This window comes from Roseomonas sp. GC11 (assembly GCF_024437745.1).
Classification (GTDB): Bacteria; Pseudomonadota; Alphaproteobacteria; order Acetobacterales; family Acetobacteraceae; genus Pseudoroseomonas.
Map to the genome: position 1 here is coordinate 55,165 of NZ_JANFNY010000006.1, position 18,635 is coordinate 73,799.

The following is an 18,635-nucleotide window of genomic DNA, read 5'->3' on the forward strand; positions in this document are numbered from 1 at the left end:
AGAGGGGCTTTGCCCCTCTCTGCACCTGCGCGGCAGTGCCGCGCAGCCACCAAAGGCCTGAGGCCTTTGGAAACCCATCCGTTGGTTTCCAACTGAAGGCGGGTGCAGGGGATCCTATCCCCTGCCCAGGGGAAAGAATGGGGGGAGTTTGAGGGGGCAAAGCCCCCTCAAGGCTCAACCGAGCAGGAAGCGCATCCCCTCCCGCGTCGCGGGGGCCACCACGGAGCCATGCGTCTCCCCCTCGAAGACGCGGAAGGCGAGGTCCGGCGCCTCCTCCCCCAGGGCGGCGAGGCGCCCGGTCATCTCCTGCGCGCGGCTGACCATGCGGTTCTGCGCCAGGCGGGCGCGGCGCTCGGGCGTCAGGCCCGGGCGGTCGAGGGGGGGTTCCTCCTCGCTGCCGGCGCAGAGAAACAGGCGGCGATGGCGGGTGCCGGGCGGCGGCGCGGCCAGGAAAGGTTCCGCCGTGCGCAGCAGCGTCCCCTGGTTCCACCAGATGGAGGGGCTGGCCGCCACCCCCGCCCAGAGCCAGTCCGGCCGGCTGAAAAAGGCGTAGAGCACGCAGAGCCCGCCATAGGAATGGCCCAGCATGGCCAGCCGCCCGGCATCGACCGGATGGCGGCGGGCGATGGCGGGCTGGATCTCGTGGCGCAGCACGTCCAGGAAAAGCTCCGCCCCGCCGAAGCCGTGCGGCGCATCGGCGGCGGGGGGCGTGTAGTCGCGGTTCCGCCCGCCGGGGTCGCGCGGCGGCTCCTCCGGGTAGCCGAGGCCGGCCAGCACCGCCGGGCCCGGCCGCCCGCCCGCCGGCTGGCGCAGGGCCTCGACCGCCAGGGGGAAGGTGGCCGGCCCGTCGAGCAGGAAGACCAGCGGCCAACCCGCGGAGGGCGGTGGCCCCTCCGGCCAGGCGAGCTGGATGCGGTGATGCGCCTCCGGCTGGCGCGGGCTGCGCCAGGACCAGAGCGCGCTGCGCGGCAGGCCGGGAATGGGCCCCATCTCCCGCAGCCCGGCTTCCGGGGCGGGCGTGGCCAGCCCGCGGCCGCACAGCCCGGCGCCGAGCGCGGCGCCGAGCAGCGCGCGGCGCCTCACCACGTGTAGCGGATGCCGCCCAGCACCATCCGCCGCAGCCCGAAGAAGCAGGCCGTGGTGGAGGAGCAGGAGGAGACGTATTCCTTGTCGAACAGGTTGGTCACGTTCAGCGTCGCTTCCACACCTTCGAGGGGGCCGCCGAAGCGGCTCAGATCGTAGCGGATGGAAGCATCATAGAGGGTGGCGGCGGGAACGTGGAAGCTGTTCGCCTGGTCGCCCATGCTGGTGCCGAGGTAGCGCACGCCACCGCCGACGCCGAGCCCGGCCAGCGCCCCCTCGCGGAAGCGGTAATTGGCCCAGGCCGAGGCCATGTGCTTGGGCACCACCGGCGCCTGATTGCCCGTCACCCCCGCCACGGCGGAGCTGGTGATCACCGCGTTGGTGTAGGTGTAGGTGCCGATCAGGTCGAGGTTGCGGCTGATCGTCGCGCGCCCCTCCAGCTCGATGCCGCGCGAGCGGATCTCGCCCGTCTCGATCGAGTAGCTGGTGTTGTTGGGGTCGGTGGTCAGGACATTCTGCTGGGTGATCTGGAAGCCGGCGAGCTGGATGAAGCTGTCATAGCCATCCGGCTGGAACTTCACGCCCACCTCGTACATCTGCCCCGTGGTGGGGTCGAAGGGCGTGCCGCCGCGCGCCGGGGAATAGGTGCCGCTGTTGGGCAGGAAGGAGGTGGCGTAGCTGGCATAGGGCGCCAGGCCATTGTCGAAGCGGTAGAGCGCGCCCGCCCGCCAGGTGGTGGCGGTGTCGAACTGGCTGGTATGGGTGCCGCTGCTGCGCGTCACCGTCTCGCTGCTGGCGAAGTCCTGGCGGATGCCGAGGGTGAAATGCCAGCGGCCATAGGCCATCTGGTCCTGCAGGTAGGTGCCGAGCTGGTCCTGGATCTGCGTGGTCAGCGCGGCGTTGATGGTGGGGACGGTGATGCCATAGGCCGGGCTGAACATGCTCAGCGAACTGACATTGGCCTGCCCCAGCCGGCGCTTGGCGGAGGCGCGGCTGTAGTCGAGCCCGCCGAGGACGACATGCTCCAGCCCGCCGGTGCGGAAGACCGCCTGCGCCTGGTTGTCGAGGGCGAAGCTGTCGACATGCTCGATGGAGAGGGCGGCGGCGCGCGCCAGCGTCCTGCCATCGGCGGAGATGCTGCGGATGGAGATGCCGCGGAACTCGCTGTCGATATGCTGGTAGCGGAAATTCTGGCGGAAGGTCCAGACATCGTCCAGCTGGCGCTCGAACTGGTAGCCGATGGAGGCCTGCCGGCGCTCGAAATGGTTCCAGTTGGGGTCGCCGCTGAAGAAGTTGGAATGCAGCTGGCCGTTGCGGTTGGCCAGCACCGTGCCGCTGGCGGGGACGAAGCCGTAGAAGCCGCTATCCGGGTCGTACTGGTAGTTGGCCAGGATGGTGAGCGTCGTCTCCTTGTCCGGCCGCCAGGTCAGGGCCGGGGCGATGGCGATGCGCTGCTCGTCATTATAGTCCACCTGGCTGCCGGCGGTGCGGGCGATGCCGCTCAGGCGGTAGAGGAAGGTGCCATCCTCGGTGACCTTGCCGCCGAGGTCGAAGGCGGTCTGCGCCAGCCCGTGGCTGCCCGCCTCCAGCCGCACCTCGTGGATCGTCTCCTCGGTGGGGCGGCGGCTGACGAGGTTGACGATGCCGCCCGAGCCGCTCTGGCCATAGAGGACGGAGGCGGGGCCGCGCAGCACCTCGATGCGCTCCAGCAGCCAGGGGTCCACATTGGGCACGGCGTAGGAAATGCCGCGCTGCTGGCGCAGCCCGTCGAGATAGTTGACATAGGCCGCATCGGTGCCCTGGCCGCCGAAGCCGCGGACATAGACGCTGTCATAGCGCACGCCCGGCCGCACCTCGCCCTGCACGCCGGCGGTGTAGCGCAGCGCCTGGGAGACGGTGGTGGCGCCCTGGTCGTCCATCTGGTCGCGGGTGACGACGCCCAGCGATTGCGGCGCCTCGATCAGCGGCGTGTCGGTCTTGGTGCCGGTGGTGGTCAGCGGCGCGACATAGCCACGGATCGGCTGCCATGCCTTCCAGGCCGTGCCCTGGACCTGCACTTCCGGCAATTCGGTGGCGGCGGCATCCTGGGCGCGCGCCGGGGCGGCGGCGCCGAGGGCCGCCAGGGCCACGCCGGCGAGCAGGAGGGCCCGGCGAGCCGGAAGGGTGCGGAGCATGGCATGGTTCTCCATCGCGGGGGGAGGCGCGGAACAATCCGCCACCGCCCGCAATAATGAGAATCATTATCACCCGCAATCCACAGGGGGGATGCATGTCCGGTTGTTCATGAAACAGTGCCAACCGGGGGGAAACCCATGAATGGGTTTCCAAAGGCCTCAGGCCTTTGGTCGGGAGAGTTTGAGAGGGGCGAAGCCCCTCTCGACACCCCGCGCCGGCCCTCGCGGGCCGCCCTCAGCCCTTCTCGCGCATCAGCCGGGCCTTGTCGCGCTGCCAGTCGCGCGCGGCGATGGCCTGGCGCTTATCGGCCTTGTTCTTGCCCTCGGCGAGGCCGAGCACGACCTTGGCCACACCGCGCTCGTTGAACAGGATCTCGAGCGGCACGAGGGTCGCGCCCTCGCGCGTCACGGAGCCGGTCAGCTCGCGCACCTGCTTCTTGTGCAGCAGCAGCTTGCGCGGGCGGCGCGGCTCGAACTTCGCCATGAAGCTGCCGGCCTGCCATTCGGGGATATAGCTGTTGAACAGCCACATCTCGCCATCGCGCTCGCCGGCCCAGGCATCGGCCAGGGCGGCGCGGCCGGCGCGGAGCGACTTCACCTCCGGCCCCAGCAGCACCAGCCCGGCCTCGAAGGTCTCGTTGATCTTGTAGTCGAAGCGCGCCTTGCGGTTCTGCGCGGCGGTGCCGTGCGAGATCAGCGACTTCTTGCGAGGCTCAGCCATTCTTGTCCCCTGCGGGGAGGGGCGCGCCCCTCCCGGCCTTCATCTCAGTTCAGCAACCCGGCGGAGAGCATGGCGGCCTTCACCCGCTCCCGCGTGCTGTCGGCCACGGGCGCCATCGGCAGGCGGCAGAAGGCGGTGGATTTGCCGAGCAGGCTCGCCGCGTACTTCACCGGCCCCGGCGAGGTCTCGCAGAACATGGCGTCGTGCAGCGGCACCAGCCGCTCCTGCAGCGCCATGGCGGTGGCGAGGTCCCCTGCCTCCCAGGCGCTGTGCATCTCGGCGCAGAGGCGCGGCGCGACATTGGCCGAGACGCTGATGCAGCCCGCCCCGCCCGAGGCGCGGAAGGCCAGCGCCGTGTGGTCCTCGCCCGAGAGCTGGCAGAAATCCGGCCCGCAGGCGAGGCGCGTGTGCAGCGGCCGCGCCAGATTGGCCGTGGCATCCTTCACGCCGACGATGTTCGGGTGCTTCGCCAGCCGCGCCATGGTCTCGACGCTCATGTCGACGACGCTGCGGCCGGGGATGTTGTAGATCAGCACGGGCAGGTCCACCGCATCGGCGATCGCCTTGAAGTGGAGGTAGAGCCCCTCCTGCGTCGGCTTGTTGTAGTAGGGCGTGACCACCAGGGCGGCATCGGCGCCGGCATCCTTGGCGTGGCGCGTCAGGGCGATGGCCTCGTCCGTGCTGTTCGAGCCGGTGCCGGCGATCACCGGCACGCGCCCGCCGGCGGCCTCGACGCAGAGCTCGACGACGCGGTGGTGCTCCTCATGCGACAGGGTCGGGCTCTCGCCCGTGGTGCCGACGGGGATCAGGCCATGCGTGCCCTCCGACACCTGCCAGGCGACGAAGTCCTGGAAGGCTTTCGGGTCCAGCGCGCCATCCTCGGTCATGGGGGTGATCAGCGCGACAAGGGAACCCTTGAACATCGGACGAAACTTTCCTTTTCCGCGGGCCGTTCCGGCGGCCGCACAGGCTGGCTGGCGTGGTGGCAGGGCGTGGAAGCTAGGCGCCCTGCCCTTCCCGCACAAGGGCGCGTGGCCTTGAGAGGGGCTTTGCCCCTCTCAAACCTGCGCGGCAGTGCCGCGCAGCCACCAAAGGCCTGAGGCCTTTGGAAACCCAACTGAAGGCAGGTGCAGGGGGCCCTGCCCCCTGCCCAAGGGAAAGAAGGGGGGAGCTTGAGGGGGCAAAGCCCCCTCAGGGGCCATGCGGGGCTGACGCCGCATCCCGTGGGAAGGGAGGACAAGGGCGGGGCTTTCCGATAGGGTCCGCCGCCATGTCCGCCCGCCTCTCCGCCCACGCCCCTGCCCGCCCCCACGCCCGGCGCCGCTGGCTGCCCATCCTGGCGCTGCCCATCCTGGCGCTGCCCGTCCTGGCGCTGCTCTCCGCCGCGCCCGCCCTGGCCCAGCCCTGGGCGCCGGAGCCCGCCCGCGCCGCCGGGCGCGCCGCCATGGCCGCCGCCCAGGCCGGGCGCTGGGCCGAGGCCGAGACCCTCGCCCGCCAGGGGGCGGACCCGCTGGCGGCCAAGCTCGTCACCTGGGCGCGGCTGCAGGTGCGCGGCCAGGCGACAGCCGAGGAAATCGCCAATTTCATCGCCACCAACCCGGACTGGCCGCTGCAATCCACCCTCGTCCAGCGCGGCGAGGAAGTGCTGCCGGTGATGGCGCCGGATGCCGTGGTGCTGCGCCTCTTCGCCCGCCAGCCGCCGCGCGGCCTGCCGGCGCTGCGGCAGCTGGCCGAGGCGCTGCAACGCCAGGGCAAGGCGGCGGACGCCACCCGCGTGCTGCGCGCCGGCTGGCGCGAGGGCGCGGGCGATGCCTCCAGCGAGCCCACCTTCCTCGCCGTCTTCGGCGGCCAGCTGCGGCCCGAGGACCACCGCGCCCGCTTCGAGAAGCTGGCCTGGACGCGGCAGACCACCGCCGCCGCCCGCCTGCTGCCGCTGCTGCCCGCCGCGATGGCGCAGTCGGCGCAGCTCCGCCTCGCTTTGGCCGGGGACCAGCCGGGGGCGGAGGCCAATGCCACGCCACGCGCCGCCGGCGATCTCGGCCTCGCCGCCGAGCTGGCCCGCTTCCTCCGCCGCCAGGACCGGGACCGCGAGGCCGCCGCCCTGTGGCAGCGCGCCGAGCCGCTGCAGCGCGACCTGACGCCGGATGCCGCCCGCGCCCTGTGGACGGAGCGGCAGGTGCTCTCCCGCAAGCTGCTGCGGCTGGGCGATGCGGAGGCCGCCTACCGCGTCGCCGCCGCGCATGGCCAGACGGAGGGCGAGGGCTTCCAGGAGGCCGAGTTCTGGGCCGGCTTCATCGCCCTGCGCCGGCTGGAGGACCCGGCCCGCGCCGCCCGCCACTTCGCCCGCCTGGGCCAGGACAGCGCCAGCGTCATCACCAATGCGCGCGGCGCCTACTGGCGCGCCCGCGCCGCCGCCGCCCAGGGCCGCGCGGAGGAAGCGCGCAGCCAGCTTGCCGCCGCCGCCGCCCTGCCCACCGCCTTCTATGGCCAGCTCGCCGCCCTGGCGCTGGGGGAGAGCCCGGCGCAGCTCGCCGCGCGCATCGCCAGGACCCGCCCGCCACAGCCCAGCGCCGAGGCCGCCGCCGCCTATCTGGACAAGGACCTCGCCCGCGCCGTGCTGACGCTGGCCGATCTCGGCGACACCAGCCGCGCCCGCGCCTTCCTGCTGCGGCTGGAGGAAATCGCGGCGGCGCCACAGGACCAGGTGCTGGCGGCGCGGCTGGCCACCAGCATCGGCCGGCCGGACCATGCCGTCTGGGTCGCCCGGCGCGGCGGCGTCGATGGCGTGATGATGCTGCCCGAGGGCTACCCCACCCCCTATGCCCTGCCCGCCGGGGCGGAGGTGGAGCCGGCCTTCGCCTGGGCCATCACCCGGCAGGAAAGCAATTTCGACCCCTCCGCCATCTCCAGCGCCAATGCGCGCGGGCTGATGCAGCTGCTGCCCTCCACCGCGGCGCTGGTGGCGCGGCAGCTCGGCATCCCGCACCAGCCGGCCTGGCTGACCAGCCAGCCGGAGCACAATATCCGCCTCGGCACGCGCTATCTGGCGGACCAGATCGCGCGCTTCGGCAACCTCGCCATGGCGGCGGCGGCCTACAATGCCGGGCCGCGCCGGGTGGAGGAGTGGGTGGTCACCTATGGCGACCCGCGCCTGCCGCCCGGCAACGGCGGCACGGACATGATCGACTGGATGGAACAGATCCCCTTCAGCGAAACCCGCAACTACGCCCAGCGCGTGGTGGAGAATGCCGTGGTCTACCGCGCCCTCGGCGCGCAGGGCGGCAGCCAATGGGGCGGCCAGGAGGGGCAGGAGCACCCGCTGCAGCCCTGGCTGGCCCCCGTGCTGGCGGCGCGCTGATGCCGGACGGGGCGGCCATGGGTGGGGAGGGCACGGCCCGCCGGGGGGGCGCCCTGCCCCGGATGCTGGCCAGCCTGGGCGGGGTGGGCTTCCTGCGCCCCGCCCCCGGCAGCTGGGGCAGCGCCGTGGTGCTGCCGGCGGCGCTGCTCGGCCCCTGGGCCTGCCTGGCGCTGGCGGGGCTGTGCGCGGCCCTCGGCTGGTGGGCGCTGGCCCGCCTGCCCGAGGCGCGCGAAGACCCCTCCTGGGTGGTGATCGACGAGGGCGCGGGGCAGAGCCTCGCCCTGGCCGCGCTCGGCAGCGGCCTCGCCACGGGCGTCCCGTCGGGTTTCGGCGCGGCGCCGGGCATCGCGCTGGCCTTCCTGCTGTTCCGGCTGTTCGACATCACCAAGCCCGGGCCGGTGGGCTGGGCGGACCGCCAGAAGGGCGCCAGCGGCGTCATGCTGGACGACATCATCGCCGGCGCCCTGGCCGCCCTGGTCATCCTGGCGCTGCGCCTCGGGGGGATGCTGCCATGAGCCTGCTGCCATGAACCTGCTGCTGGACGAGACCCTGCTGGAGCGCGCCGCCGCGCTGCTGGCGCGACTCCAGGCGCGCGGCCTGACCCTGGCCACGGCCGAGAGCTGCACCGGCGGGCTGGTCAGCGCGGCGCTGACCGCCATCCCCGGCTCCTCCGCCACGCTGCTGGCCGGCTATGTCACCTATTCCAACGCCGCCAAGGCGCGGATGCTGGGCGTGCCGGAGGCGATGCTGGAGGCCCATGGCGCCGTCAGCGCCGAGGTCGCCCAGGCCATGGCGGAAGGGGCGCTGCGCGATTCGGGGGCGGATCTCGCCATCGCCACCACCGGCATCGCCGGGCCGGGCGGCGCCACCGCCACCAAGCCGGTCGGGCTGGTGCATTTCGCCTGCGCCCGGCGCGGGCAGGCGACGCGGCGCTATCATCAGGTCTTCCCCGGTGACCGCGCGGCGGTGCGGGAGGCCAGCCTCGCCACCGCCTTCGGGCTGCTCGAAGAGGCTCTGTGAAAGAACCTCTGGCTGTATGATGCGTGGTCTTGAGAGGGGCTTCGCCCCTCTCAAACTCTCCCCACCAAAGGCCTGAGGCCTTTGGAAACCCATCTGTTGGCGCCCGGGGATGACGGGGTGGGGCGGCGGCGCCTTCCCACAATGATCGGTCCGCCGGGATATCCCTGCTGGCGCTTCCTTGCGAAAGCGGCTAGGAGCGCAGCGCCATGATGACCGTCCTGCTCGTCCTGCATCTGTTCGTCACCCTCGCGCTGATCGGCGTCGTGCTGCTCCAGCGCAGCGAGGGGGGCGGGCTTGGCATTGGCTCCTCCCAAGGGATGGGGGCCTTCATGACCGGGCGCGGCACGGCCAACCTGCTGACGCGCACCACCGCCATCCTGGCCACCCTGTTCATGGGCCTGGCCCTGGCGATGGCGCTGATCGGCAAGGGCCAGTCCGGCCGCAGCTCGATCCTGGACGTGCCGCCGCCCGCCGCCACCGCGCCCGCCGCGCCGGCGGCCCCGCCGCAACCGGCGGTGCCCACCAACTGACGGTTCCCGAATCGGGCGCCGGGCGGAAGCCCAGGCGCCCGAACCTTTTAATGGGGGGCCTTTTCCTCTTCCGGCACCCCCGCTTCCCACAACCAGCAGCCTTGCCGTGCCATCGGCTTCCCGTGGCCGGTGGCGCGCGTTAGAAAGGACGCCCATGACGCGGTTCGTATTCATCACCGGCGGCGTGGTTTCCTCTCTCGGCAAGGGCATCGCGGCGGCCAGCCTCGGCGCGCTCTTGCAGGCGCGGGGCTACAAGGTCCGCATTCGCAAGCTCGACCCCTACCTCAACGTCGATCCGGGCACGATGAGCCCGTATCAGCACGGCGAGGTCTTCGTCACCGATGACGGGGCGGAAGCCGATCTCGACCTCGGCCATTATGAGCGCTTCACCGGCGTGCATGCGACGCGGGGGGATTCCTACACCTCCGGCCGCATCTATGCCGAGGTGATCGCCAAGGAGCGCCGGGGCGACTATCTGGGCGGCACCGTCCAGGTCATCCCGCACATCACCGACGCCATCAAGGACGCCGCCACGGCCGATACCGAGGGGCTGGACTTCGTCCTGGTCGAGGTGGGCGGCACGGTGGGCGACATCGAGTCCCTGCCCTTCCTGGAGGCCCTGCGCCAGCTCCACAACGAGCTCGGCCCGCAGCGCAGCCTGTTCATGCACCTCACCCTGGTGCCCTACATCCCCTCCGCCGGCGAGCTGAAGACCAAGCCGACGCAGCACTCCGTGAAGGAGCTGCTCGGCCTCGGCATCCAGCCGCAGATCCTCCTGTGCCGCTGCGACCGGCCCATCCCGGAGAATGAGCGGCGCAAGATCGCGCTGTTCTGCAACGTGCGGCCGGAAAGCGTGATCCCGGCGCTCGATGCCTCCAGCATCTACGCCGTGCCGCTGCAGTACCATGCCGAGGGGCTGGACCGGGAGGTGCTGCGCCATTTCGGCCTGTCCATCTATGGCGAGCCGGACCTCACCCACTGGAAGCGCTTCGTCCAGCGGCTGGAGAACCCCGAGGGCGAGGTGAAGATCGCCGTCGTCGGCAAGTACATCACCCTGCTCGATGCCTATAAGTCCCTGGCCGAGGCCCTGGTCCATGGCGGCACCGCGCATGGCGTGAAGGTGAGGCTCGACTGGGTGGACAGCCAGATCTTCGAAAGCCCGAACGCGGTGGAGCGGCTGGAGGGGGTGCATGGCATCCTCGTCCCCGGCGGCTTCGGCGAGCGTGGCGCGGAAGGCAAGATCGAGGCCGTGCGCTTCGCGCGCGAGCACAAGATCCCCTTCCTCGGCATCTGCTTCGGCATGCAGATGGCGGTGATCGAGGCGGCGCGGAACCTCGTGGGCATCGAGGGCGCCTCCTCCACCGAGTTCGGCCCCTGCGACGAGCCGGTGGTCGGCCTGCTGACCGAGTGGCAGCGCGGCAATGCGCGCGAGATGCGCTCGGCGGAGGGCGATCTCGGCGGCACCATGCGCCTCGGCGCCTACCAGGCCAAGCTGGCCGAGGGCTCGCTGGTGCGCCAGGTCTATGGCCAGCCGGTGATCGAGGAGCGCCACCGCCACCGCTACGAGGTCAATATCGGCTACCGCGAGCGGCTGGAGGAAGCCGGGCTGCGCTTCTCCGGCCTCTCGCCGGACGGGCTGCTGCCGGAAATCGTCGAGTATCCGGACCACCCGTGGTTCATCGGCGTGCAGTACCACCCGGAACTGAAGTCGAAGCCCTTCAGCCCGCACCCGCTCTTCGCCGGCTTCGTCGGCGCGGCGGTGAAGCAGGCGCGGCTCGTCTGAGACCCTGGCGGGGGGAGGCACCGGCCTTTCCCCGCCGCCCCCTATCGCCCCTCCCCATCGCCCCTCCCCATCGCCCCTCCCTATCGCCCTGGGCAGAGCGGCGCGGGCCGCGCGCGAGCGCCCTGAATGGCTTCCATAAGCCCCCGGGCATTTACCGGGCTTTAAGCTTTCTGCGCCATGTTGAGACATGCGCCGCAGAGCCACGGCGCATCCCTCGCCTCCGGCTCGCTGGGGAAGGCTGCGCGGTTGTTACGTGGCGAAGCGAAGGCCCTGTCCGCCCGCGTCATCCTGCTCCGCCGCGTGGCCAGGATCGTGCTCGCGCTCGGCGTCGTCGGCACGCTGGTGCTGTGGCACATGACCGCCCAGCGCGCCCTGCACGAAACCGAGGAACGCTTCCAGGAAGCCGGCCGCCATGTGCAGCGCCTCGTCGAGGAACGCCTGCTGCGCAGCCTCGACCTGATCGCCGGCTTCCGCGCCCTCTTCGAGGTGAGCGACCACGTCACCCGCCAGGATTTCCACCGCCACGCCCAGAGCCTGCGCCTGACCGAGCGCTTCCCCGGCGTGCTGGCCGTGCAATTCGCCCCCTACGTCCCCGCCCCCGAGAAGGAGCGCTTCGAGGCCCAGGTCCGCGCCGATATCAGCCTCGACCCGCATGGCTATTCCGACTACGCCATCCACCCGGCCGGGGAGCGCCCCTTCTACCTGCCGGTGCTCTACAACGAGCCGATGGCCGGCAACGAGGCCGCCTTCGGCCACGACAACGCCGCCGAGCCCACCCGCCTGCGCGTGATGGAGCGCAGCCGCGACACGGGCGAGCCCATGGCCTCCCCGCCGCTGGAACTGGTGCAGGGCGAGATCGGCTTCGTCGTCCGCCAGGCCATCTTCCGCCGCGGCGTGCCGACCTGGACGGTGGAGCAGCGCCGCGCCGCCTTCATCGGCCAGATCAGCGGCGTCTTCCGCGCCAGCGAGGTGCTGAAGCCCCTGCTGCGCGACCATCTCCAGGAATACCGCATCCGCCTCTACGACCGCGGCCCGCAGGGCGGCACCATCACCGCCACCGGCAACCTCATGTATGACAGCCGCGCCGAAAGCCAGATGCGCGAGCCGGAGAGCGTCGCGCGGCTGGAGCGCCCCTTCAGCGTCGCCGGGCGCAACTGGGCCGTCGTGATGACCCGGCCGCTGATCACCCCCTATGTCGAGCCGCTGCCCCTGGCCGTGCTGCTGGCCGGCGTCTCCCTCACCCTGGCCATGCTCTGGGTGATCTACGGGCTGGTCGCGCATTACCGCAACGCCGTCGACATCGCCGAGCGCCTGCTCCACCAGGCCCAGCACGACGCGCTCACCGGCCTGCCCAACCGCCTCGCCCTGGAGCACCGGCTGGAGGACGGCCTGCAGGCCGCGCGCCAGGCCGGCGGCGCCCTCGTCCTGCTCTTCCTCGATCTCAACCGCTTCAAGGTCATCAACGATTCGTTGGGCCATGACGCCGGCGATGCCGTGCTGCAGGCCGTCGGCCTGCGCCTGCGCAACGCCCTGCGCCCGGGCGACACCATCGCCCGCCTCGGCGGGGATGAGTTCGTCATCCTCCTCACCGGCGCGAAAATCCTGGAGCGCTGGCAGGCCATCGCCGCGCGGATGATCGAACTGATCGAACAGCCAATTGAATATAAAGGGGAAATTCTCTCAGTCGGCGCCAGCATGGGGGCCGCCTTCTACCCGCGCGATGGCGGCGATGCCGAAACCCTGCTGCACCACGCCGATGGCATGATGTACGCCGCCAAGCGCGGCCAGCGCGACACACAGCCCGCGACCCCGGCGGCCCCCACCCCCGCCCCCGTCTCCAGCCGCGCCTGACGGCCCCCGCGCCACCCCGCCACACCCCGCCCGCCGCCAAGGCCGGGCTTGCCCTCCGGCCAAGAGCGTCCTATCCGCGCCTTCTCCGACACACCCAGGGGAGTCCGGAATGACCGCCATCGCCGACATCATCGCGCGCGAGATCCTCGATTCGCGCGGCAACCCCACCGTCGAGGTGGATGTCGTGCTGGACAGCGGCGCCATCGGCCGCGCCGCCGTCCCCTCCGGCGCCTCCACCGGCGCCCATGAGGCGGTCGAGCTGCGCGACGGCGACAAGGCCCGCTACCACGGCAAGGGCGTGCAGAAGGCCATCGCCAATGTCGAGGGCGAGATCTTCGACGCCCTCTCCGGCATGGACGCCACCGAACAGGTGAAGATCGACGAGACCATGCTGGCCCTCGACGGCACGCCCAACAAGGGCCGCCTCGGCGCCAACGCCATCCTCGCCGTCTCCCTCGCCACCGCCAAGGCCTCGGCCGAGCATTACGGCGTGCCGCTCTACCGCTATGTCGGCGGCGTCTTCGCCCGCACCCTGCCGGTGCCGATGATGAACATCATCAACGGCGGCAAGCACGCGGACAACCCGATCGACATCCAGGAATTCATGATCATGCCGGTGGCCGCCGGCTCCTCCGCCGAGGCCGCCCGTATCGGCGCCGAAGTCTTCGCCAGCCTCAAGAAGGCCCTGCACGACGCCGGCCACAACACCAATGTCGGCGACGAGGGCGGCTTCGCCCCCAACCTGAAATCCGCCGACGAGGCACTGGGCTTCATCGCCAAGGCCTGCGAGGCCGCCGGCCACCGCGTGGGCGAGGACATCATGTTCGCCCTCGACTGCGCCTCCACCGAGTTCTTCAAGGACGGCGTCTACGACATGGAAGGCGAGGGCAAGAAGCTCGACGCCGCCGGCATGGTGGACTACCTGGCCGACCTCTGCGCCCGCTACCCCATCATCTCCATCGAGGACGGCATGTCCGAGGATGACTGGGCCGGCTGGAAGCTGCTGACCGACCGGCTCGGCGCAAAGGTGCAGCTGGTGGGCGACGACCTCTTCGTCACCAACCCCGAGCGCCTGCGCCAGGGCATCGAGAAGAAGACGGCCAACTCCATCCTGGTGAAGGTCAACCAGATCGGCACCCTGACGGAGACGCTGGAAGCGGTGGAGACCGCCCACCGCGCCGGCTACACCGCCGTCATGTCCCACCGCTCGGGCGAGACGGAGGACAGCACCATCGCCGACCTCGCCGTGGCGACCAATTGCGGGCAGATCAAGACCGGCTCGCTCTCCCGCTCGGACCGTCTGGCCAAGTACAACCAGCTGATCCGCATCGAGCAGGGCCTCGGCCCCTCCGCCCGCTACGCCGGCCGCACCATCCTCAAGCGCTGAGCGCCACCGCCGGGGAGGGCACGCCCCTCCCCGGCCTCTGTTTGCCCGGCCTTGCTTTGTTCGTGTCCTGATGGCCACGCCGGCCGCGAATTCGTTGTTTTCCCCCACTTCCCCTTGCGCGTTATCTTTATCCTGTCGTTAACCAACGGGCGATTGACGCGGAACGAGGCGAATCGATGCGGGCCATCAAGCGGGCGATCCAGGTCCTCTGGCTTCCCCTGGTCTTTGCCGGGCTGATCTGGCACTTCGCCTGGTACGCGGTGCATGGGCCGCGCGTCGGCTCCCTGGCGCGCGAGGCCAAGGCCGCCGAAATCGCCGCCGCCCGCATCACCCTGGCCGAAGCCGAGGCCGAGCGCGACTCGATCGAGCGCAAGGTGGTCGGCCTGCGCGGCGACCGCATCGACCGCGACCAGCTCGATGAACGCGCCCGCGCCCTGCTCAACATGGTGGGCAAGGATGAGCTGGTGATGCCCTACGCGCCCAATCAAAGGCTCTTTTAAGTCCTTCTTTTTCTGAAGAAAAAGAAGCAAAAAGACTTTTTTTCAGGCTGCCGCCGTCTCCCGGCACAGCGGGACGCTTTCTGAAAAAAGTTTTTTGGTTCTTTTTTCCAAAAAAGAACACTTACTTTTCCAAAGCCAACTCCAGCAGCGCCCGGCTCGCCCGGCTGGCATAGCGCTCCCGGTGGCGCAGCGCCTTGAAGCTGCGCGGCGGCAGGCTGACCCCGGCGCGCACCAGCAGCCCCGCCGCCAGATGCGGCCCCGCCGCGCGCTCCGAGACCACCGTGGCGCCACCCCCCGCCTCCACCGCCGCCAGCACCGCCTCGTTGGAGGGCAGTTCCAGCGCCACGCGCAGCGGCGACAGCCCCCATTCCTTCAGCAGCCCCTCAAAGGCGGCCCGCGTGCCGGACCCGGCCTCGCGCATGATCCACGGCGTCTCCGGCAGGCGGGACAGCGCGATCCACCCCGCCCCGGCCCAGGGGTGGCCCAGCCCCACCACCACCACCAGCTGATCCCGCGCCAGGACGGTCTGCGAGAGCGCCGGCTCCTCCACCTCCCCCTCCACGAAGCCGAGTTCCGCGCTGCCCTCCAGCACGGCCTGGGCGACGCTGGTGGTGTTGCCCGCCCCCACCTCCACCGCGACAGCGGGGCAAGCCTGGTGAAAGCGCACCAGCAGCGGCGGCAGCCAGTAGCTCGCCACCGTCTGGCTGGCCTGGATGCGCAGCGTGCCGCGCAGCGTGCCGCCAAGTTCGGAGAGCACCAGCTCCGCCGCCTCGGCCCGCGCCAGCACCGCGGCGGCCTCCGTGCGGAAGATGCGGCCTTCCTCCGTCAGCTCGATGCGGCGGCCGACGCGGTGGAACAGGGTGATGCCATGCCGCCCCTCCAGCGCGCGGATGGCGGCGCTGACGGCCGATTGCGTCAGGTGCAGCGCCTCGGCGGCGCGGGTGACGTGCTCGCGCTCCGCCACAGCCAGGAAGATGCGCAACTGTTCCAGGGTCATGCGCCGGGCCGCGTCCTTCTCCACCGGGGTGCTGAGCGATATTCAGAAGAGAAATCGAACGGAATGACAAGAACAACGCGTTGGATCGAACGGATGCGGTGCGGCAGGGTGTCGCATCCCTGACACGGTTCCGTCATGTCCGCTGCCACCCACGCCTCCCCCCTGCCCCGCCGCCTGCTGGCCTGGAGTGCCGAAATGGCGCCGGGCCTCGCCCTCTGCGGTGGCGTGGCGCTGGCGGGCACGGCGCTGGCCCGGCTGGAGGCCGCGCTCTTCGGCCGCGCCTGGGTGGATGGGCTGGTGCTGGCCATCCTGATCGGCACGGCCCTGCGCAGCCTCTGGGCGCCGCCCAAGGCCTGCGCGCCGGGCATCGCCCTCTCGGCCAAGACGCTGCTGGAAGTGGCGGTGATGCTGCTCGGCGCCTCGCTCAGCCTGCCGGCGCTGCTGGCGGCGGGGCCGGGGCTGATCCTGGGCATCGCCGCCGTGGTGGTGCTCTCCATCCTCGCCAGCTACGGGCTGGGGCGGCTGATGGGCCTGCCGGAGAAAATGGCCATGCTGGTGGCCTGCGGCAATTCCATCTGCGGCAATTCGGCCATCGCCGCCGTGGCGCCGGTGATCGGCGCGCAGGCGCGGGATGTGGCCTCCGCCATCGCCTTCACCGCCGTGCTCGGCGTGGGCGTGGTGCTGAGCCTGCCGCTGCTCGTGCCCGTGCTGGGGCTGGACGAGGTGCAATACGGCATCCTGGCCGGGCTGACGGTCTATGCCGTGCCGCAGGTGCTGGCCGCCACCGCCCCGGTGGGCGCGCTGGCCGTGCAGGTGGGCACGCTGGTGAAGCTGGTGCGCGTGCTGATGCTGGGGCCGGTGGTGCTGGTGCTCTCGCTGCGCGCCGGGACGCAGGGCGGGCAGAAGCCCGGCCTCTCCCGCCTGGTGCCGTGGTTCATCCTGGGCTTCCTGGGGCTGGCGCTGCTGCGCGCCCTGGGCGCCGTGCCGGAGGCGCTGCTGCCGCCGCTCTCCGGCCTCACCGCGGCGCTGACGCTGCTGGCCATGGCCGCGCTCGGCCTCGGCGTCGATCTCCGCAGCGTCGCCAAGGCCGGCCCGCGCGTGACGGCGGTGGTGGTGCTCTCGCTGCTGGCGCTCGGCGTGGTCAGCCTGGGCGTCATCGCCCTGCACGGTTAAGTAAGATTTTTTTCAGTTTGGCGTCCCGCCTCAGGCCCGAGGCGGGACGCTTTCTGAAAAAAGTTTTTTGGTTCTTTTTTTCAAAAAAGAACCTTTCTTGCTTTCAAATCCCCCCCTCACACCAGCGCCAGCAGCGCCTGCGCCGCCGCTGCCTGGCATGGCTCGATGACGGGCACGCCGGCGGCGTCCTCCACCGCCGCGCGGTGCCCGGCCATGCCGGCGCAGCCCAGGATGACGGCCTCCGCCCCCTGGGCGACCAGGGCGCGGGCGGTGTCGCAGAGCGCACCACGGGCGGCGCTGGGGTCGGTCAGCACCTCCATGGGCAGGTTGAGGGCGATGCTGGCGGCCAGCCGGGCCTCCGCCCCCATGGCCTGGAGGGCGCGGCGCTGCCGGGCCTTGGAAGCCTCGACGAAGGCGATGACGCCGAAGCGCTCCGCCCGCGCCAGGGCGGCGGCCACGGCGCTGCGGAAGGGGCCGAAGACGGGCTTTGGCGTCACCGTCCGCACCGCCTCCAGGCCGGGGTCGGAGACGCAGGCCAGGATATAGGCCTCGGCCGGGCTGGCCTCGACCAGGCGGCAGAGCGGTTCCGCCACGCCGTACCAGTCCCGCCAGGAGGCGATGGCCGGCGGTCCGCCGGGGAGGGAAATGGTCTCAAAGACCGGCCGGCCGGGGGCGGCGAAGGCCTCCAGGCTGGCGGCGATGCCCGCCGTGCAGCTTTGCGAGGAATTCGGGTTGATGACGAGGATGCGCTTGACCATCTGAACAGCATCCCCGCCCCACCAGGGCGGCGCAAGGCGTGGAGCGCCGGGGGGGGGGCGCGAGGCGGGGTGCGGCCCAGCCTGATACCGCTTCTGCTTGATCGGCAGGCCCGGACAGGGCGATATTGCACCGCACACGGAACAGCCCGGCAACAGGGCCCAGACAAAGCCAGGATCACGCCCATGGACAGCCAGCCCAAGCGCTGGGAACCGGCACGCGCCAGCGGCGCGCCGGCCGCTCTGCCACCGCTGACGACGCTGCTCGCCCGTGGCGCGCGCAACCGCTGCCCGGTCTGCGACGGGGGGCCGGTCTTCCAGGGCTTTCTCCGCGTGGTGCCGGAATGCGCGCAGTGCCACACGCCGCTCGGCCGGCTGCGGGCGGATGACGCGCCGCCCTATTTCACCATCTTCATCGTCGGCCACCTGCTGGTGCCGGTGATCTTCTGGGTGGAGAAGGCCTATGAGCCGCCGATGTGGCTGCACATGGCGGTGTGGCTGCCGCTCTTCGCGGTGATCTCCACCCTGCTGCTGCGCCCCATCAAGGGCGCCACGGTGGGGCTGATGCTGCGCCTTGGCCTGCTGACGCCGGAGGACGAGATGCCGCTGCCCGCGCCGCTCCCGCCCGCGCCTCTGCCCGCGGCGCCGCCGCACGAGGGCAAGCCCCATGGCTGAGCAGCGCCTTGCCCGCATCACGCTGCCGGACAGCGCGCCGTTGCCCAACCCCTATGCCGAGGCGGACCGCGCCCAGGCGGTGGCCGACCTTCTGGCGGGCAACAGCTTCGTGCCGGTGGGGCTGCCCCCCGGCCCCTATTCCCTGCATCTGGAGATCCGCGACGGGCGCCTGGTCTTTGACATCCGCGACACGGCGGAGGCGACGCTGCGCATCATCGCCCTGGCGCTTGGCCCCTTCCGCCGCCTGATCAAGGATTACCACATGGTGGTGGCGAGCCATGAGCAGGCGGTGACGGAGGGCAGTTCCGAGGCGCGCATCCAGGCCATCGACATGGGCCGGCGCGGCCTGCACAACGAGGGGGCGGAGCTGCTCAGCCAGCGGCTGGATGGCCGGGTGACGCTGGATTTCGAGACCTCGCGCCGCCTTTTCACGCTGGTTTGCGCGCTGCACCAGCGGATCTGAGGCGAGCGGATCTCGGGCGGATCTCGGGCGGATCTGGCGCGGGCTGCCCGAAAAAGTCTTTTTGCTTCTTTTTCTTCAGAAAAAGAAGGCCTTCGCTTGCCCTGGGGGTGCTGCCGCCGGTGAAGAACTTGACATGAAATTGCGCCCTCCATAAGCACTCGGCCC

Annotated in this window: 17 protein-coding genes; 11 read left to right on the forward strand and 6 right to left on the reverse strand. The window is 71.2% G+C overall.

Annotated features, from left to right (window positions below):
- Positions 1-174: 174 nt before the first annotated feature.
- From NON00_RS03435 to dapA, 4 genes are all read right to left on the reverse strand, one after another.
- Complete coding sequence (locus NON00_RS03435) at positions 175-1,086, reverse strand: alpha/beta hydrolase-fold protein (RefSeq protein WP_256017682.1); 912 nt, start codon at positions 1,084-1,086, stop codon at positions 175-177.
- Positions 1,080-3,257, reverse strand: coding sequence for a TonB-dependent siderophore receptor (locus NON00_RS03440; protein ID WP_256017683.1), 2,178 nt, complete (start codon positions 3,255-3,257; stop codon positions 1,080-1,082). The genes NON00_RS03435 and NON00_RS03440 overlap by 7 nt, the downstream gene beginning before the upstream one ends.
- Positions 3,258-3,492: 235 nt before the next feature.
- Complete coding sequence (gene smpB / locus NON00_RS03445) at positions 3,493-3,978, reverse strand: SsrA-binding protein SmpB (RefSeq protein WP_256017684.1); 486 nt, start codon at positions 3,976-3,978, stop codon at positions 3,493-3,495.
- 44 nt (positions 3,979-4,022) lie between these two features.
- The gene (gene dapA, locus NON00_RS03450; RefSeq protein WP_256017685.1) at positions 4,023-4,901 is read right to left on the reverse strand and encodes a 4-hydroxy-tetrahydrodipicolinate synthase; all 879 of its coding nucleotides are present in this window, start codon (positions 4,899-4,901) and stop codon (positions 4,023-4,025) included.
- 347 nt (positions 4,902-5,248) lie between these two features.
- Between dapA and NON00_RS24710 the strand changes: the two genes are divergently transcribed.
- The 8 genes from NON00_RS24710 to NON00_RS03490 all read left to right on the forward strand — a co-directional run bounded on the left by NON00_RS24710 (position 5,249) and on the right by NON00_RS03490 (position 14,407).
- A complete protein-coding gene (locus tag NON00_RS24710) occupies positions 5,249-7,336 on the forward strand; it encodes a lytic transglycosylase domain-containing protein (protein WP_305123182.1) in 2,088 nt (695 codons plus the stop codon).
- Complete coding sequence (locus NON00_RS03460) at positions 7,336-7,851, forward strand: phosphatidylglycerophosphatase A (protein WP_256017722.1); 516 nt, start codon at positions 7,336-7,338, stop codon at positions 7,849-7,851. Before NON00_RS24710 ends, NON00_RS03460 begins: the two co-directional genes overlap by 1 nt.
- Positions 7,852-7,870: 19 nt before the next feature.
- Positions 7,871-8,356, forward strand: a complete 486-nt coding sequence (locus NON00_RS03465) for a CinA family protein (protein ID WP_370688658.1) — start codon at positions 7,871-7,873, stop codon at positions 8,354-8,356.
- A gap of 206 nt (positions 8,357-8,562) precedes the next feature.
- Complete coding sequence (gene secG, locus NON00_RS03470) at positions 8,563-8,886, forward strand: preprotein translocase subunit SecG (RefSeq protein ID WP_256017687.1); 324 nt, start codon at positions 8,563-8,565, stop codon at positions 8,884-8,886.
- Between the two features lie 154 nt (positions 8,887-9,040).
- Positions 9,041-10,669, forward strand: coding sequence for a CTP synthase (locus NON00_RS03475; protein WP_256017688.1), 1,629 nt, complete (start codon positions 9,041-9,043; stop codon positions 10,667-10,669).
- A 177-nt stretch (positions 10,670-10,846) separates the two neighbouring features.
- Positions 10,847-12,520 (forward strand): CHASE domain-containing protein, encoded by a 1,674-nt coding sequence (locus NON00_RS03480; RefSeq protein WP_256017689.1) that lies wholly within the window; start codon positions 10,847-10,849, stop codon positions 12,518-12,520.
- A gap of 109 nt (positions 12,521-12,629) precedes the next feature.
- Positions 12,630-13,907 carry a phosphopyruvate hydratase gene (gene eno / locus NON00_RS03485; protein WP_256017690.1) on the forward strand — a complete coding sequence of 426 codons (1,278 nt, stop codon included), beginning with the start codon at positions 12,630-12,632 and terminating at the stop codon, positions 13,905-13,907.
- Positions 13,908-14,083: 176 nt separating this feature from the next.
- Positions 14,084-14,407, forward strand: a complete 324-nt coding sequence (locus tag NON00_RS03490; protein WP_256017691.1) for a septum formation initiator family protein — start codon at positions 14,084-14,086, stop codon at positions 14,405-14,407.
- A gap of 121 nt (positions 14,408-14,528) precedes the next feature.
- On the opposite strand, the gene NON00_RS03495 is transcribed toward NON00_RS03490, so the two are convergent.
- Entirely contained in the window at positions 14,529-15,404 is an 876-nt protein-coding gene (locus NON00_RS03495; RefSeq protein ID WP_256017692.1) for a LysR family transcriptional regulator, read from the reverse strand.
- Between the two features lie 135 nt (positions 15,405-15,539).
- Here NON00_RS03495 and NON00_RS03500 point away from each other — a divergent pair, with 135 nt between their 5' ends.
- The gene (locus tag NON00_RS03500) at positions 15,540-16,577 is read left to right on the forward strand and encodes a YeiH family protein (RefSeq protein ID WP_256017693.1); all 1,038 of its coding nucleotides are present in this window, start codon (positions 15,540-15,542) and stop codon (positions 16,575-16,577) included.
- Between the two features lie 116 nt (positions 16,578-16,693).
- Here NON00_RS03500 and NON00_RS03505 read toward each other — a convergent pair whose 3' ends face one another.
- On the reverse strand, positions 16,694-17,335 hold the full coding sequence (locus NON00_RS03505; RefSeq protein ID WP_256017694.1) for an aspartate/glutamate racemase family protein: 642 nt from the start codon (positions 17,333-17,335) through the stop codon (positions 16,694-16,696).
- A gap of 183 nt (positions 17,336-17,518) precedes the next feature.
- On the opposite strand from NON00_RS03505, the gene NON00_RS03510 reads away from it, so the two are divergent.
- Both NON00_RS03510 and NON00_RS03515 read left to right on the forward strand, forming a co-directional pair.
- Positions 17,519-18,007 (forward strand): DUF983 domain-containing protein, encoded by a 489-nt coding sequence (locus NON00_RS03510; RefSeq protein WP_256017695.1) that lies wholly within the window; start codon positions 17,519-17,521, stop codon positions 18,005-18,007.
- Positions 18,000-18,470, forward strand: a complete 471-nt coding sequence (locus NON00_RS03515) for a UPF0262 family protein (RefSeq protein ID WP_256017696.1) — start codon at positions 18,000-18,002, stop codon at positions 18,468-18,470. The genes NON00_RS03510 and NON00_RS03515 overlap by 8 nt, the downstream gene beginning before the upstream one ends.
- Positions 18,471-18,635: the final 165 nt, after the last annotated feature.

Coding starts and splice junctions, on each gene's coding strand:
- NON00_RS03440 (WP_256017683.1), bottom strand. CDS start 3,257: ATGCTCCGCACCCTTCCGGCTCGCCGGGCCCTCCTGCTCGCCGGCGTG.
- smpB (WP_256017684.1), bottom strand. CDS start 3,978: ATGGCTGAGCCTCGCAAGAAGTCGCTGATCTCGCACGGCACCGCCGCG.
- dapA (WP_256017685.1), bottom strand. CDS start 4,901: ATGTTCAAGGGTTCCCTTGTCGCGCTGATCACCCCCATGACCGAGGAT.
- NON00_RS24710 (WP_305123182.1), top strand. CDS start 5,249: ATGTCCGCCCGCCTCTCCGCCCACGCCCCTGCCCGCCCCCACGCCCGG.
- NON00_RS03460 (WP_256017722.1), top strand. CDS start 7,336: ATGCCGGACGGGGCGGCCATGGGTGGGGAGGGCACGGCCCGCCGGGGG.
- secG (WP_256017687.1), top strand. CDS start 8,563: ATGATGACCGTCCTGCTCGTCCTGCATCTGTTCGTCACCCTCGCGCTG.
- NON00_RS03475 (WP_256017688.1), top strand. CDS start 9,041: ATGACGCGGTTCGTATTCATCACCGGCGGCGTGGTTTCCTCTCTCGGC.
- NON00_RS03480 (WP_256017689.1), top strand. CDS start 10,847: ATGTTGAGACATGCGCCGCAGAGCCACGGCGCATCCCTCGCCTCCGGC.
- eno (WP_256017690.1), top strand. CDS start 12,630: ATGACCGCCATCGCCGACATCATCGCGCGCGAGATCCTCGATTCGCGC.
- NON00_RS03490 (WP_256017691.1), top strand. CDS start 14,084: ATGCGGGCCATCAAGCGGGCGATCCAGGTCCTCTGGCTTCCCCTGGTC.
- NON00_RS03495 (WP_256017692.1), bottom strand. CDS start 15,404: ATGACCCTGGAACAGTTGCGCATCTTCCTGGCTGTGGCGGAGCGCGAG.
- NON00_RS03500 (WP_256017693.1), top strand. CDS start 15,540: ATGTCCGCTGCCACCCACGCCTCCCCCCTGCCCCGCCGCCTGCTGGCC.
- NON00_RS03505 (WP_256017694.1), bottom strand. CDS start 17,335: ATGGTCAAGCGCATCCTCGTCATCAACCCGAATTCCTCGCAAAGCTGC.
- NON00_RS03510 (WP_256017695.1), top strand. CDS start 17,519: ATGGACAGCCAGCCCAAGCGCTGGGAACCGGCACGCGCCAGCGGCGCG.
- NON00_RS03515 (WP_256017696.1), top strand. CDS start 18,000: ATGGCTGAGCAGCGCCTTGCCCGCATCACGCTGCCGGACAGCGCGCCG.